The sequence below is a fragment of the Paraburkholderia sp. IW21 genome, from assembly GCF_041321145.1.
Taxonomy (GTDB): Bacteria; Pseudomonadota; Gammaproteobacteria; order Burkholderiales; family Burkholderiaceae; genus Paraburkholderia.
In genome coordinates this window covers 512,002-526,466 of record NZ_JBGGWA010000003.1, presented here as the reverse complement: position 1 = coordinate 526,466, position 14,465 = coordinate 512,002, and the positions used below count along the sequence as shown (strand labels likewise).

Here is a 14,465-nt window from a genome sequence, read left to right as displayed (position 1 = left end):
ATACGCCCATAGAAAGTCCTATTTGAGGGGCGCGCAGTGGCGTTCATATGCCGGTCAATCTGGCGCGAATATAGAAAACCAATTTGCAACCGTCTTGGCAGTTCGCGGCGCTTTGAATGAGCATTTCGGCATAGCCCGCGCAGCGCTTTGGCTGGCGGCCTGTGGGTGGCGGCACGCAGATGCGGATTGCGGCATATGCTTAAGAAACCGGCGCGAGCGCGCCGGCCGTACTATCGCGGTGCAAGCCGCGCAAACAAATCCGGACGCATGCGCCGGCGACAACAATCCAGGCTTCAGACCGCAGGCTGCTGCCAGGCCCTCAATGCTCGCCTTGCTGGCGCAGCAACTCTTCACGCAGACGCAGCAACGGCGCCTTGGTTTCTTCGTCGGCCCAGGTGTCGAGATCGTCGATCGCACGCTGGCAGCCATCGAGTACGAGATCGAGGTCCACCGGCACGCCGTTGTTCAGTGCGAATTGGATGGTCTCGGCAAACTGCTGGCACTCGTCCTCGCCGTACGAAATGTCGAGGTTGTCGGCAATCACTTCGGCGATGTTGCTGCGCGCCTTGTCGTCGGGCGTCACCATGTCGACGATGCCGCGCGCCACTGCCGGCGAATAGTAGAGCGCGATGTCGAGCCACTGTGCAGGATCGAAGTCGGCCTGGTCGAACTGGTTCTCGAAGTACTCGATCGCTTCCTGCTCGTGCGCTTCGTCGGCGTCGACGCTCATGCACAACTGCTCAAAAAATTCTTCCCGCTCGCTGCGGATATAACCGTCCATCGATGCCTCGTCTGCTGAATGCCGGATGCCTGAAAATGCGATGCGGGCGAGTAATTGCCTCGCCCACGCGGCACGCATTATAGGACGGCCGGCTGACAAGCGCGGGTCGTACGACCCACGGCGCTCGTCATGGATTGCTCGTGCGGCGCGGAACAGTGCCTTCCGGTGGCTACCCCGATCCCCTTTGCGGCCGACACTGTCTACGTCGTCTCGGCCATCCAGGCGTCGAACCATTCACGCGGTTGCGCGATTTCGTTCTGCGCGGCCACCAGTTCCAGCTCATAGCGCCCGGCCTGCCAGGTCGCCTTGACCACGGCGTTCACGGCCGCCAGCGTGTGTTCGAAGGCCGCGCGTATCGAATCGCCGAGCAGCGTGCGCGCGACAAACACCGCACTCGTCAGGTCGCCGACGCCCACCGGCTGCCGCGCGAACGGGTAAAGCGGGCGTTGCCCCATCCATGCCTCGTGCTCGGTCACGACCAGCATGTTGAAGCGGTCGGCGGGACTGTTGCGATCGAGCAGATGCTTGACCAGCATAAGCTTCGGCCCGCGGGCGATGACCTCGCGGCACGCGCTCACAGCCTCTTCGAGCGTGTCGATCTCGCGGCCTACCAGCCGCTGCAACTCGGTGTGGTTCGGCGCCATCGCGTCGGCCACTTCCGGCATGGTGCGCACGAGAAATTCCTGAATGCCCGGTTCGACCTTGCAGCCGCTCACGGCGCCCATCACCGGATCGCAGAAGTACCACGCGCGCGGATTGGCGGCCTTGACGGCCTTGACAATCTCCAGCACCGCCTGAGCCTGCTCGGGCGTGCCCAGATAGCCGGACAGCACCGCGTCGCAACGCGGCAGCATGCCGATCGCGCCGATCCCTTCGACCAGCTCTTCCATCTGCGAAGCGTCGATCGCACCCCCGGTCCAATGGCCGTATTGCGTGTGGTTCGAGAACTGCACGGTATTGAGTGGCCAGACGTTGACGCCGAGCCGGCGTATTGGGAACACGGCCGCGCTGTTGCCGGCGTGCCCAAATACGACATGTGACTGGATGCTCAGAACGTTTTTCGTCATGGTGTGGCCCGCGCAAGGGGTCATGCGCGATCAATGAAAGCGGGAAGGATTGCCGCGGTAGGGAACCGGCCTTGGCCCGGGCGCCTGACGCGACATGACTATGTCAGATGGTGCAAGAAAAATGCATGATCTGCGTAGTCAGGAAACAATACATGAGTTTGTCACGCGCGAGTTGATCCGTCCCCGTGCTGTTGCGTCGAACCATCAACACGCATCGACAGCGGGGTGATCCGGCTCAGGGCGGTTCGACGCCGCCAGCCCTTGCTCAGGCGAGTTCGCGATACAGCGACAGATAGCGCTCGGCCGACGCGCCCCAGCCGAAATCCTGACGCATCGCGCGACGCTGTGTCGCTTTCCACTCGGTACGGCGTCCATGGAGTGCAAACGCGCGGCGGATCGCCGCTGTCAGGCCCTTCGGCTCAAAATGTTCGAACACGAAGCCGGTCGCGAGATCGTCGGCGAGATTTTCGAGTGACGCGTCGACCACCGTATCCGCGAGGCCCCCGACGCAATGCACAAGGGGAAGCGACCCATAAGCCAGCGCATAAAGCTGCGTCAGCCCGCATGGCTCGAAGCGCGACGGCACCGCGATCACGTCGCTGCCCGCGACGATCGTATGCGCGAGCGTTTCGTCGAAACCCAGTTCGACCGCCACCGATTCCGGATGCGTATGCGCGACATGTTTCAAGCCGGTTTCGAGCGCCGGGTCGCCGGTGCCGAACACCACCAGTTGGCCGCCGCGTTTGACAATTTCGGGGGCCGTCTCGAGCAGCAGATCAAGGCCTTTCTGTTCCGTCAGGCGGCTCACCACGCCGAACAGCAGTGCATCGCTTTTCTGCGCGAGGCCAAAGCGCTTTTGCAGCGCTTCCTTGCAGGCCAGCTTGCCGGCCAGTCGCGTGGCCGTGTAGTGGTCTTCGAGCAGCGCGTCGGTGGCCGGATTCCACACGGTGTAGTCGACGCCGTTCAGGATGCCGCTCAACTGGTGCGAACGATGGCGCAGCAACGCATCGAGGCCGCCGCCTTGAGCGAGCGTCTGGATTTCGCGTGCGTAAGTCGGGCTGACGGTGGTGATGCGGTCGCTGTAGTAGAGGCCAGCCTTGAGGAACGACAACTGCCCGTAGAACTCGACGCCGTGCATGCTGAAGAAATCGTCCGGCAGCGCCATTTGACCGAACTGATGCGCCGGAAAGACTCCCTGATACGCGAGGTTGTGCACCGTAAAGATGCTGCGCGCGAACGAGCGGCCATGCTGGCGTTCAGCCGCCTTCAGATAGGCGGGCGCGAGCCCCGCATGCCAGTCGTGCGCGTGAATGATCTGCGGCGCCCACGCGGGATCGAGATGCTGCGCCAGTTGCGCGGCGACCCAGCCGAGCAGGGCGAAGCGCTGCGCGTTGTCGCCGTACGGCACGTGTTCATCGTTCAGATAAGGATTGCCCGGCCGGTCGTACAGCGTGCCGGCGCGGATCATGTAGACGATCAGGCCGTTCGACGGCAGCGTGCCCTGTTCCAGCGTAACCCCAGGCGAGTCGAAACGGCGGCCCAGTTGCGCCACCGGGCGCAAGTCGGCCAGGCCGGCCTCGACCGCCGGAAAGCCAGGCAGCAGCACGCGCACATCGGCGCCGCGCTCGATCAGCGCGGGCGGCAACGCGCCCGCGACGTCGGCGAGACCGCCCGTTTTGAGGAGGGGATACAGCTCGCTTGCGACGTGCAGGGCGCGAATCGTCATAGGCTGCGTTTAATCCTGTTAGTCATGCCTGTTAGTGCGAGGCAAGGCGGCGGCCCGCGTTACTCCACCGTCTGCCGCAGCGCCTCGGGCGTGACCAGCACGACGCCGTCGTCGGTGCGATAGAAGCGTTCGGCGTCGCTCACCGGATCTTCGCCGATCACCATGCCCTCCGGTATCGTGCAGCCGCGGTCGATCACCACTTTCTGCAGGCGGCAGCTCGCGCCGACGGTGACCTGCGGCAACAAGACTGCCTCATTGATATTACAGAATGAACTCACTTTCACGTTCGACGACAGTACCGAGCGCGAAATCTGCGACCCCGAGATCACGCACCCGCCGCACACGATCAGATTGTTGCCGGAGCCTTGCAACCCTTTCATGTCGCGGACGAACTTGGCGGGCGGCAACTGCTCCTGATACGTCCAGATCGGCCAATTGCGGTCGTACAGATCGAGCGTCGGGATGGTGGAGGCGAGGTCGAGGTTGGCTGCCCAGTAGGCGTCAATCGTGCCGACATCACGCCAGTACGGCTCCACGTTCGGGTCCGACGAGACACACGACATGCTGAACGGATGCGCGATCGCTGTTCCTTGCGTGACGACACGCGGCAGGATGTCCTTGCCGAAATCGTGATCGGTATCGATGCTCGAGATGTTCTCTTCGAGCAGCGAATACAGGTAATCCGCGCTGAACACATAGATGCCCATGCTCGCGAGCGCCATATCCGGGTGCCCCGGCATGGCGGGTGGATCGGCGGGTTTTTCGACGAAGCCGGTTACGCGGCGGTTTTCATCCACGGCCATCACGCCGAAGGCCACGGCTTCCATGCGCGGCACCTCGATGCAGCCGACCGTGCAATCCGCGCCGCTTTCCGCGTGATCCGCGATCATGCGCGTGTAGTCCATCTTGTAGATGTGGTCGCCTGCCAGCACCACCACGTATTTCGGCCGGATCGAGCGGATGATATCGAGGTTCTGGAACACCGCGTCCGCGGTGCCGCGGTACCAGTGAGCGCCTTCCACACGCTGCTGCGCCGGCCACAGATCGATGAATTCGCCGAATTCGCCCCGCAGAAAGCCCCAGCCGCGCTGCATGTGACGCAATAGCGAGTGCGCCTTGTATTGCGTGACCACTGCGATGCGGCGGATGCCGGAGTTCAGGCAATTGGAGAGCGCGAAGTCGATGATCCGGTATTTGCCGCCGAAGTGCACCGCCGGCTTGACGCGCTTGTTGGTGAGCGGCCCGAGCCGCGTGCCCCGGCCGCCCGCGAGGACAATGGCGAGGGTGGTGCGTTGCAGATCGTTCAGCCGTGCCGGAGTTTCCATGTCTGTCTCCTTGATTAGTATGCCCCGGATGGTCTTTCGCCTGGTTCTTTCCGCCTCTCTCCGCTAGTCTCCGCCAATGATTGGTGCTGCCGGGCGGCGCCGTTTTCGCGGACCTGTCTGCTAGTTCTAGCACCGATTTGCCGCGAGCGAGTAGTGTGAATTGTGCGGACGGCGCTTGCGAACGATCAACCCTTGCGCGGGCCGCATCCGTGCGCCACGACACATAGAGCGTGAGGTGAGCCTGCGCAATATGCGTGCCAAACCGGCCGACAAATAAAAAAGGGCGACCCTTGCTGAAAGGGCCGCCCTTTTTGTTTCTTGCCGATGTTATGACTTGCCGGCGCTCAACGCTTCATGCACTTGCGCTGCGATCTCAAACGATCGCAGCCGCGCGTTGTGATCGTAGATTTGCGCGGTGAGCATCAACTCGTCCGCGCCGGTCTGTTCGATGACGGACAGCAGTGCTTCGCGCACCGCGTCGCGATCGCCGATTGCGGTGCAGGCGAGTGAATGCGCGACGCTGTTCAATTCCATTTCCGACGCTTCGAGCCGCTCGACCGGCGGCTGCAACTGACCCGGCGTGCCGCGCCGCAGGTTGATGAACTGCTGTTGCAGCGAGGTGAAGAGATGCCGCGCGTCTTCATTGGTGTCGGCGGCGAACAGATTGACGCCGACCATTGCGTACGGTTTATCGAGCGTCGCCGACGGCCGGAATTGTTCGCGATAGAGCCGCAGCGCGGAGAGCATGTGATCGGGCGCGAAGTGCGACGCGAACGCGAACGGCAGCCCGAGCGCGGCAGCCAGTTGCGCGCTGAACAGAGAAGAGCCGAGCAGCCAGAGCGGCACATGCAGACCTGCGCCTGGAACGGCACGGATGCGCTGACCCGGCACGGGGTCGGCGAAATAGCGTTGCAACTCCACGACGTCATCCGGGAAAGACTCGGCGCTGTTTTGCAGATCGCGGCGCAGCGCGCGGGCGGTGCTCTGATCAGTGCCGGGTGCGCGGCCAAGGCCCAGATCGATCCGGTCCGGATAAAGCGAGGCGAGGGTGCCGAATTGTTCCGCGATGACGAGCGGAGCATGGTTCGGCAGCATGATGCCGCCGGAGCCGACGCGGATTTTCTCGGTCCCACCGGCGACGTAGCCGATCACCACCGCAGTGGCCGCGCTGGCGATGCCGGTCATGTTGTGGTGTTCCGCTAGCCAGAAGCGGCGGTAGTGCCAGCTTTCCGCATGCTGGGCGAGGTCGAGTGTGTTCTTGAACGCGTCTGCGGGTGTGGCGCCTGCGGTGACTGGCGACAGGTCGAGGATCGAGAAGGGGATCATTGTCTGTTCATTTGCTGTTTCTGGCGCTTTCGCGCGATGGGGCATTGTGGCGAAGGTTTTGGTTTTCTGCTGACAGGGTGGAGATGGCCATGTTCGTGGAAGGGGGTTTGGGTGGGCATCCTGCTCGCCGGGCGCCTTCAGCGTCACCACGCCCTCGGCCTCGCCGCTGCGGGCAACGACGGTGACGCGCTTCCAGTTACGCGCATCGACGCGCATGCAGAACGGGATCTCACGTTGCGCGAGTGCAAACAACAAGCGCCACGCAGGCAAAACCCTAATTTTTACCGCGCGCCGGAAGCCCCAAATGATTCCACGCCGCCAGCCCGGCAAAAACAACTCCAGCAACGCTAACCCCCACCCATCCGAAGGTCGGCCAAACCACCGCGCCGACACCCGACCCGATGGCTCCGCCAATGAAATACGCCACCATATAAACCGTATTCACGCGGCTCCGCGCCTCGGGCTTGAGCGCGTAAATCCGCGATTGATTGGAAATCTGTGCCGCCTGCACGCCAATGTCGAGGATGATCACGCCGATCACCAATCCGACAATGCTCTTCGCCGACGAGGCAAAAACAACAAACGAAATCGCCACCAGCACGATCGATATCGTGATGATCGCCCGCGGCCCGCGTCGATCGGAAAATTTGCCGGCCAGCGGCGCGGCCATTGCACCGGCAGCACCAACTATGCCGAACAGACCCGTCGCCTGCGGTCCAAGATGAAACGGCGCGCCCGCCAGCAGTAAGGCGAGCACAGACCAGAAAATACTGAACGCCGCGAACATGGCAGCGCCGGTCAACGACGCTTCACGCAGTTCGCGAAGCTCGACCAGCAGGTGCCACATCGAGACCAGCAGCTTGCCGTACGGCAATGTCGACGTCGGCTTACTCTTCGGCAGACGCAGAATGATCACCACTGCCAGCGCCAGCAGCGCGATGACCGAAGCGCCGAATACCGCGCGCCAGCCGAAATACTGGGCGACGATGCCCGCCGCAGTCCGTGCCAGCAAAATCCCCAGCAACAGCCCGCTCATCACCATGCCGACTGCATGGCCGCGCTCCGACGGCGGCGCGAGTTCGGCCGCGAACGGCACGGCCTGCTGCGCGATCGTGGCGAGTACGCCGATCGCCAGGCTGGCGATGATCAACACCGACAGCGTCGGTGCGGCAGCCGCCAGCACCAGCGCGACGCACATGCCGGCGATCTGCAACAGGATCAGCCGGCGTCGATCGAAGCGGTCGCCGAGCGGCGCCAACAACAGCATCCCGGCTGCATAGCCGAGCTGCGTCGCGGCCGGCACCGCGCCGACCCACGACGCGCTGTTCGGGAACGATTGCCGTAAATTGTCCAGTAGCGGCTGGTTGTAATAGATGTTTGCGACCGCCACGCCGGCGATCGTCGCGAGCAGAAGCAGCAACCCGCGCAACGACCGGTCGGCGGAAGCGGAAGTAGAAGCGTCGGAAGTGGACATGAGAGGGACTGTCGATGGACCGGCCCATGCACGGTCCTCAAGCGTGCCGATCATACCGGAGCAGTGCGGATCGTGCTGACGGCCCCTGATGCGTGCTGCCCGCATTGGAGGGACGTATAGGCAGAGCAGGCGAGAAACAGGCGCCGCGCAACCGGGAAGCGAAAGCCGCCTTGAATGCCGCACGGCAAAAATGAGATGGTCGTTCGGTTTTAGTTCGTAGAATCGGCACGCGCCGCGACAGGTGCCATTCAAACTATGACGTGAAAAGATGAACACAACGACACAACCCGCACCGCGGGCCATCGGCGGCTGGCTGCTGCTGGTCCTGATGTGCCTCGCCGCATGGGCGCTTTCAACCGCGCTCGCGATGCGCGATCCACTCAAGCTCATGCTCGAATGGGAGTTGCTGGCGGTGTTCGCGCGCCCCGAAACACATGGCTGGTATCGAACCGTGATCGCGATGGTCGGCTGCGACGTGATCACCGGCGTGTTCATTGTTGGCGGCGCGGGCTGGCTCGCGCTGCTCGCGCGGCGTAAATCGGTGCGTTTCCCGGTTCAGGCGCAGGCGTGGCTGTTGGCCATTGTCGTCATGCGAACCATTGCCTACCTGCTTGGCGATCACATGACCCGCGCCATTGGCATCGACATCGCCATTCCATTCGACGGTTTCATTCAGGCTCTCGTCGCCGCCGCGCTCGGGATCCCCTATTTCAGGCTGTCCCGGCGCGTACAGCAAACTTTCGTCGCCGCTTGAACCCCGGGCGACACCATCAGTCGATTAACTCGCCCTCAGACTCGTAAAACGGATACGGACCCTCTGCTGCATCGACATACGCGTGATGCGTGACGATGCCCGTCGCCGGATCATAGCGATGCAGCGCGTAAGCGGGTGGCTCCATCACGAATGCGGACGGCGCATCCTCGCGCAGATCGAGTCCGACCTGATGCGCGGGCGCCGGCACCGCTGAGGCAATCGTGCCGCCAAAACGCACGAACATCGGCCGATGCACATGGCCGCAGATCACCCGTTCGACGTTCGGGTAACGCGCGATCAACGCGGCGAGCTTGTCGGCGGCAACAGGATCGAGCCGCAATTCATCCATATGTCCGATGCCGCAGACGAACGGCGGATGATGCAACGCGACCACCGTAGGCTTGCCTTGGGCCGCATCGAGTTGCGACGCGAGCCATGCGAGCCGCGCGTCGCACAGATTGCCGGTGCTTTGGCCCGGCACCAGCGAATCGAGCGCGATCACCCGCAGCGGTCCGACGTCGACCGCGTATTGCACGAATTCGCCACCGCTGTGCAATTCGGCGCGCTCGGGAAACGCCGCCCGCAACGCGGCGCGTTCGTCGTGATTGCCCACCATCAGGAAATAGGGGATATCGAGCGGCGCGAGCAGCGTCTTGAGGTGCTCGTACTGTTCCGGATCGCCCTGATCGACGAGATCGCCGGTCATGATCACCGCGTCGGGACGCGGCTCCAATGCATTGAGCGCGGCGATGCAGCGTGCGAGATAGGCGCCGGTATCGACTCGGCGGTAAGCCAGCGCGCCGGGCCGTTTGATATGCAGATCGCTAATTTGAGCCAGCAGCATGGGGATGTCCTCTTTGTGACGCGCTAAAAACACAGCGCGGCTTCATTACGATAGCGCAATCAGCGCGTCCTGCACGATCGAAATGCCGACCGGCGTGCCGCGCGCGAGTTCGACGCGGCCCGCGACGTCGATCAGCAAAACGTCCGGTGCGGCACCACCGATCGTCAGCCGGGTGCGCTCGCCGAGAAACGCGGTGCTTTCGATGTTGCCGCGCAGGTGCGCACTGGCCGGGTCGGCAAGGTAAGCGTCTTCCGGGCGAAAGAAAATTTCGGAGGCTGCGTTCGCATTCGCGGCACCTGAGGGAAGCGGGACCGCGCCGCCCGTGGTCGTCAGCAGGCCATCGCGCCGCTCGCCCGCCAGCCGGTTGATCGTGCCGACGAACTGCGCGACCGTGCGATTCGCCGGGCGATAGTAGATGTCGCGTGGCGAACCGATCTGCTCGATGCGCCCCGCGCTCATCACGACGATGCGGTCGCCGAGTTCCATGGCTTCGGCCTGATCGTGCGTCACGTAGACGGTCGTGATGCCCAACTCGCGCAGCAGCGTATTCATCTCGCTGCGCAAGGTGTCGCGCAAACGTGCATCGAGTGCAGTAAGTGGTTCGTCGAGCAGCAGCACGCGGGGTTGCACAGCCAGTGCGCGGGCCAATGCAACACGCTGACGCTGACCGCCGGAGAGTTGATCGATCGGTTTGTCCGCGTGCGCGGTGAGACGCATCATCGCGAGCAGTTCGTCGACGCGTTGCCGTGCGGTTTGAGCCGGTACGCGTTTGATCTTCAGTCCGTAGCCGATGTTGCCGCGCACAGTCAGGTTCGGAAACAGCGCGTAGCTCTGGAACACCATGCCGACCTGGCGTTTTTCGATCGGCAGCGCCGTGACGTCTTCGTCGCCGAACGCGATGCGGCCACCGGCGTCGGGGGTTTCGAGGCCGGCGATCATGCGCAGCGTGGTGGTCTTGCCGCAACCGGACGGGCCGAGCAGCACCAGCGTCTCACCGGCGCCGATGTGCAGATCGAGCGGTTCGAGCACGCGCGTGCCGCGAAACGTTTTCGCGCATTGCGTGAGCGCGATGGGAACGGAGTCGAGTTTCATGGCGTAGGGGTGGACTTCGAAAGAGAGGCATCCGCGCGCTTTTTCCCCGCGTTGCGCTGGCCGGTCGCATCGACGCCGAGCCATTGCATCGCGACGAGCAGCGGCATCGTCATGATAAAAAACAGAATCGTGTACGCGCTGCCGATTTCGATGCGTAACGACGCATAGGTGTCGGCGAGACCGACCGGCAGGGTCTTGGTGTCGGGCGTGTGCAGCATCCACGTCAGGTTGAATTCGCCGATCGAGAGCGTCAGCACGGCCAGCGCGCCGGCGACGATCCCCGGCCGCGCATTCGGCAGCACGATCGTCACGAAGCGCTGAAAGAAGCTTGCGCCAAGGCTGGCCGCGCCTTCCTCGAGCGTACGCAGATCGCTGCTCGCGCATACGGCGGCGACCGCGCGCACCATGAACGGCAGCGTGAACACCACATGCCCGACGACGATAAACGCGACGCTCATGCGGAACATCGTGAAGCCGCCGTAAACCACCAGCAGTGCGAGCGCGGACGCGAGGCCGGGCAGGGCGATCGGCAGCACTAAGAATTCTTCGATGATGCGCGAGAGGCGCGTCTTGCTGCGCGCGAGCACGTAGCCGGCGGGGACGCCGGTCAGCAGCGTAATGAACACGGTCGCCGCAGCCACTTCGAGTGAGAGAAATACCGAGTCGTGATACTGCGTCCACACTTCGATCAGCCAGCGCAGCGTGAGTCCGCTCGATACGCCCTTGAAGTAGTTGACGGTGAGCCCTGCCACGATCGACATCACGACGGGCACGATCAGAAACGCGCACAGCAGCAGCGTAACGAGCCATTGACCGGCTGCAAGCCACGTGCGTGAGGTTGGCAGCCTGAGCCGCCGCGCGCGCGGTTTGGCAGCAGGCTGAACGGGAGCGGTGATGGAATTCATCGAAATCTTGTCATCCGGTTTGGAAACGCCACTCATGCGCTTGCCGCGACAGCGGAGCCGCTCACACTGCGCGCGAACGCGAGCACGAGCCACGTGACGATGCCGAGCACGATGGAGAGGCCTGCGGCCGTCACCATGTTCGCGTTGAGCGTGAACTCGGTGTAGATGGTCGTCGGCAATACGTCGATGTCAGTCGCGAGCGTGAAGGCGGTGCCGAACGCGCCCATCGCGGTGGCGAAGCACACGGCGCCCGCCGCGATCAAACCCGGCGACAGCGCGGGCAACACGATATCGCGCGTGATGCGCCACGGCGACGCGCCGAGCGAACGCGCGGCTTCTTCGAGCGAGGCATCGAGCTTGGTCGCCGATGCCATGACGGTGACGATCACGCGCGGAATCGAGAAGTACAGATAGCCGAGAAAGAGACCGCTCATCGAGTACGCGAACACCCAGCGATCACCGGTGAGTTTGAGCGACAGCGCGCCGATCAAGCCTTGGCGTCCTGCCAGCATGATGACCATGAAGCCGACCACGACACCTGGGAATGCCAACGGAAACGTCAGCAGCGCGAGCAACGTGCGCTTCAACGGAAACTCGCGGCGCGCCAGCAGCAAACCGGCGATCACCGAGAGCACCAGCGTCGCCGCCGTCACCGCCGCGGACAACGCGACGGTGGCGCCGAGACTCGACATGTAGCGAGGATTCGTCAGCATCGCGCGATAGGTGGCGAACGCGTGGCCGTTGCCGCTGATTTGCGCGAGCGCGCCCATCGGCAGCAGCCAGAAGGCGATGAACACCGCCAGCGCCGGCGCGATCAACGCGATGCGCCAGCGCAGCGGGAATGTGACGTCGCTCAATGCATCACCTGTAGATAACGCTCGCCGAAGCTCGACTGCTTCCCGGCCATCTTGCCGAAGTCGACCGGCTTGACGCGGGCGTAGTCGCTGGCAGGCAGGAATTTGGCGGCGGTTTCCGGGCTCATCGCATTCGCGCGCACCGGACGCAGATACGCTTCGGCCCACAGCTTCTGGCCTTCGTCCGACAGCACGAAATCGAGCACCTTCTTGCCGTTCGCTTCGTGCGGCGCGCCCTTCACGAGACTCATCACGTAAGGCACCGAGATCGTGCCTTCCTTCGGAATCACGAATTCGACGTTCGCGTGATCCTTGTACTTCGCGCGGTAAGCGTCGAAGTCGTAATCGAGCAGGATTGGAATTTCGCCGGACATCACACGCGCATAGGCGGTCTGCTTCGGCACGATCGGCGCGTTCGCCTTGAGCTTGCGGAACCAGTCGAGGCCTGGCGCGAAGTTGTCGAGCGTGCCGCCGAGCGCCTGATTCACCGCGACCGCGCCTGCATAGCCGACAAACGCGCTCGACGGATCCAGGTAGCCGATCATGCCTTTGTACTCAGGCTTCAGCAGATCGGCCCACGAACGCGGGACCGGCTTGCCTTCGAGTGCGTCCTTGTTGACGAAGAAGCCCAGCGTGCCCGAGTGGATCGCGAACCAGTAGCCCTGCGGGTCCTTCATGTTCGCGGGAATGTCGTCCCAATGCGCGGGCTTGTATGGCTGGATCACGCCTTTGTCTTTCGCCTGGAAGGCCGACGACACGCCGAGATATACCACGTCGGCGACTGGGCTCTTCTGCTCGGCCATCAGTTGCGCGATGGACTGGCCGGAGTTCTTGTTGTCGAACGGCACACGGATGCCGGTCTTTTGCTGGATCGCCTTGATCTGGCTCGCCCAGTCGGCCCATTCGGGCGGGCAGTTGTAGCAGATCGCGGTTTCATCGGCGTGGGCTGCTGCCGGCGCGAAGGCGGCGAGTGCGGCGGTGACGAGCATGCCGGCCGACAGCGCCGTGGCCGTGGTGCGGGCAAGGCGGTGCCAGAGCGGTTTGATCGACGATGCGAAGCGGGTGGACGAGCGGATCACTGCGGGTCTCCTGAAGAGGAAGAGAGCGGGTGGTTCGAGGTTCGAAGAGGGTGATTCAAGGGAGCGTTGGCGACGCGTCATGGCGAACGGATCATGCAAAGGGTCGGTCGGCACGCGCCGACGCATGCGCAGGCGCAGGCGCAGGCGCAGTTTCGTTACGGTTCGAAATTGCCGCGATGGTGGCGCCCTCGCGCAAGCTGTGCGGCAGCGTCAGCGTGAGCGACGTTTCACCGAATGTCTCGTAGGGGCCCGCTACGCGCGCCAGCAACCGCTGCCATGCGGCGCAGCCGATCTCGCGATTCGGCGCGCAGACGCTTGCCAGCGGTGGCGACAGCAGTTCGCCCATCGCGAGGCCGTCGAAGCCGAGAATCGACATATCGTGCGGAATCTGCAGACGCGCACGGCGCAGGCCGCGCATCACGACCATCGCCAGCAGATCGTTACTGCAGAAGAGTGCGGTCGGGCGGTTCGGACCGCTGGTCAGATGCGCGAGCACGGATGGCGATAATTCGTCGGCGTTGAAATCGACCTCGAGCGCCGGCGCAGGGGTGAGGCCGGCCTGCTGCATCGCCTGCGCGTAGCCGAGATGCCGCTGACGGGCACGGTCCGAGGCGGCCAGCGTGCCTGCCAGCATCAGGATGCGGCGGTGGCCGTGCGCGATCAGCATGCGCACGCCGTCGAACGCGGCAAGGCGGTTGTCGACCGAGACCGACGGACGCCGTACCGTGTCGTTATGCATCAGCACGTAGAGCAGGCCGGCGCGGTCGAGGTCGTCGAGAAGCGGATGCGTGTCGGCATCGGCAACGGTCAGGATCAGGCCTTCGACACGATGTTCGCGCAACGTTTCGATCGCGTGGCGTTCGCGGTCGGTGTCGTACTGCGTGGTCATCAGCATGAGCCGGTAGCCTTGCGCCGATGCGAGCTCGTCGATGCCTTGCAGGCATTCCGCGAACACAGGGTTGGCAAGCGTCGGCAGGATGACGCCGATCAGGCGCGTGCGTTCGCCGCGCAGTTGCCGGCCGAGCGGGCTGGGGCGGAAGTTGAGGGCGTCGATGGATTGGCGCACTTTGTCGAGCGTGACCGGGTTGACGGTGTGAGGCGCGTTGATCGCGCGCGAGACCGTGGCGATGGAGAAGCCCGCGTGGGCGGCGACATCTTTGATCGTCGGGATCATGGTTTCCGCTCTTCGTGTAAACGTTTTCGTGAGCGGATTATCGGGAAGGTTTGTGACTTCCGGA

At 63.6% G+C, this 14,465-nt stretch carries 13 protein-coding genes; 1 reads left to right on the top strand and 12 read right to left on the bottom strand.

The window, feature by feature from the left end; genetic code table 11:
- Window positions 1–319: 319 nt before the first annotated feature.
- The 6 genes from ACAX43_RS09605 to ACAX43_RS09580 form a co-directional block, all read right to left on the bottom strand.
- Complete coding sequence (locus ACAX43_RS09605) at window positions 320–781, bottom strand: hypothetical protein (protein WP_370708140.1); 462 nt, start codon at window positions 779–781, stop codon at window positions 320–322.
- Between the two features lie 200 nt (window positions 782–981).
- Complete coding sequence (pdxY, locus tag ACAX43_RS09600) at window positions 982–1,848, bottom strand: pyridoxal kinase PdxY (protein WP_370708139.1); 867 nt, start codon at window positions 1,846–1,848, stop codon at window positions 982–984.
- Window positions 1,849–2,113: 265 nt separating this feature from the next.
- The gene (gene glgA, locus ACAX43_RS09595) at window positions 2,114–3,574 is read right to left on the bottom strand and encodes a glycogen synthase GlgA (RefSeq protein WP_370708138.1); all 1,461 of its coding nucleotides are present in this window, start codon (window positions 3,572–3,574) and stop codon (window positions 2,114–2,116) included.
- A 59-nt stretch (window positions 3,575–3,633) separates the two neighbouring features.
- Entirely contained in the window at window positions 3,634–4,899 is a 1,266-nt protein-coding gene (glgC, locus tag ACAX43_RS09590) for a glucose-1-phosphate adenylyltransferase (protein ID WP_370708137.1), read from the bottom strand.
- A 327-nt stretch (window positions 4,900–5,226) separates the two neighbouring features.
- Window positions 5,227–6,225: an LLM class flavin-dependent oxidoreductase gene (locus ACAX43_RS09585; protein ID WP_370708136.1), complete on the bottom strand. Its 999-nt coding sequence runs from the start codon at window positions 6,223–6,225 to the stop codon at window positions 5,227–5,229.
- Between the two features lie 274 nt (window positions 6,226–6,499).
- On the bottom strand, window positions 6,500–7,699 hold the full coding sequence (locus ACAX43_RS09580) for an MFS transporter (RefSeq protein WP_370708135.1): 1,200 nt from the start codon (window positions 7,697–7,699) through the stop codon (window positions 6,500–6,502).
- A gap of 268 nt (window positions 7,700–7,967) precedes the next feature.
- Between ACAX43_RS09580 and ACAX43_RS09575 the strand changes: the two genes are divergently transcribed.
- Window positions 7,968–8,453 carry a DUF2569 domain-containing protein gene (locus ACAX43_RS09575; protein ID WP_370708134.1) on the top strand — a complete coding sequence of 162 codons (486 nt, stop codon included), beginning with the start codon at window positions 7,968–7,970 and terminating at the stop codon, window positions 8,451–8,453.
- 16 nt (window positions 8,454–8,469) lie between these two features.
- On the opposite strand, the gene ACAX43_RS09570 is transcribed toward ACAX43_RS09575, so the two are convergent.
- The 6 genes from ACAX43_RS09570 to ACAX43_RS09545 form a co-directional block, all read right to left on the bottom strand.
- On the bottom strand, window positions 8,470–9,297 hold the full coding sequence (locus tag ACAX43_RS09570; protein WP_370708133.1) for a phosphodiesterase: 828 nt from the start codon (window positions 9,295–9,297) through the stop codon (window positions 8,470–8,472).
- Between the two features lie 45 nt (window positions 9,298–9,342).
- Window positions 9,343–10,389 carry an ABC transporter ATP-binding protein gene (locus tag ACAX43_RS09565; protein ID WP_370708132.1) on the bottom strand — a complete coding sequence of 349 codons (1,047 nt, stop codon included), beginning with the start codon at window positions 10,387–10,389 and terminating at the stop codon, window positions 9,343–9,345.
- Complete coding sequence (locus ACAX43_RS09560; protein WP_370708131.1) at window positions 10,386–11,294, bottom strand: ABC transporter permease; 909 nt, start codon at window positions 11,292–11,294, stop codon at window positions 10,386–10,388. The genes ACAX43_RS09565 and ACAX43_RS09560 overlap by 4 nt, the downstream gene beginning before the upstream one ends.
- A gap of 32 nt (window positions 11,295–11,326) precedes the next feature.
- The gene (locus ACAX43_RS09555; RefSeq protein ID WP_370708130.1) at window positions 11,327–12,151 is read right to left on the bottom strand and encodes an ABC transporter permease; all 825 of its coding nucleotides are present in this window, start codon (window positions 12,149–12,151) and stop codon (window positions 11,327–11,329) included.
- The gene (locus ACAX43_RS09550; protein WP_370708129.1) at window positions 12,148–13,227 is read right to left on the bottom strand and encodes an ABC transporter substrate-binding protein; all 1,080 of its coding nucleotides are present in this window, start codon (window positions 13,225–13,227) and stop codon (window positions 12,148–12,150) included. Before ACAX43_RS09550 ends, ACAX43_RS09555 begins: the two co-directional genes overlap by 4 nt.
- 91 nt (window positions 13,228–13,318) lie before the next feature.
- Complete coding sequence (locus tag ACAX43_RS09545; RefSeq protein WP_370708128.1) at window positions 13,319–14,401, bottom strand: LacI family DNA-binding transcriptional regulator; 1,083 nt, start codon at window positions 14,399–14,401, stop codon at window positions 13,319–13,321.
- Window positions 14,402–14,465: the final 64 nt, after the last annotated feature.

What these genes read in the sequence shown, in the direction of transcription:
- ACAX43_RS09580 (WP_370708135.1), bottom strand. Translation starts at nt 7,699, where the DNA reads ATGTCCACTTCCGACGCTTCTACTTCCGCTTCCGCCGACCGGTCGTTG.
- ACAX43_RS09605 (WP_370708140.1), bottom strand. Translation starts at nt 781, where the DNA reads ATGGACGGTTATATCCGCAGCGAGCGGGAAGAATTTTTTGAGCAGTTG.
- ACAX43_RS09570 (WP_370708133.1), bottom strand. Translation starts at nt 9,297, where the DNA reads ATGCTGCTGGCTCAAATTAGCGATCTGCATATCAAACGGCCCGGCGCG.
- ACAX43_RS09585 (WP_370708136.1), bottom strand. Translation starts at nt 6,225, where the DNA reads ATGATCCCCTTCTCGATCCTCGACCTGTCGCCAGTCACCGCAGGCGCC.
- glgC (WP_370708137.1), bottom strand. Translation starts at nt 4,899, where the DNA reads ATGGAAACTCCGGCACGGCTGAACGATCTGCAACGCACCACCCTCGCC.
- ACAX43_RS09575 (WP_370708134.1), top strand. Translation starts at nt 7,968, where the DNA reads ATGAACACAACGACACAACCCGCACCGCGGGCCATCGGCGGCTGGCTG.
- pdxY (WP_370708139.1), bottom strand. Translation starts at nt 1,848, where the DNA reads ATGACGAAAAACGTTCTGAGCATCCAGTCACATGTCGTATTTGGGCAC.
- ACAX43_RS09545 (WP_370708128.1), bottom strand. Translation starts at nt 14,401, where the DNA reads ATGATCCCGACGATCAAAGATGTCGCCGCCCACGCGGGCTTCTCCATC.
- ACAX43_RS09565 (WP_370708132.1), bottom strand. Translation starts at nt 10,389, where the DNA reads ATGAAACTCGACTCCGTTCCCATCGCGCTCACGCAATGCGCGAAAACG.
- ACAX43_RS09560 (WP_370708131.1), bottom strand. Translation starts at nt 11,294, where the DNA reads ATGAATTCCATCACCGCTCCCGTTCAGCCTGCTGCCAAACCGCGCGCG.
- glgA (WP_370708138.1), bottom strand. Translation starts at nt 3,574, where the DNA reads ATGACGATTCGCGCCCTGCACGTCGCAAGCGAGCTGTATCCCCTCCTC.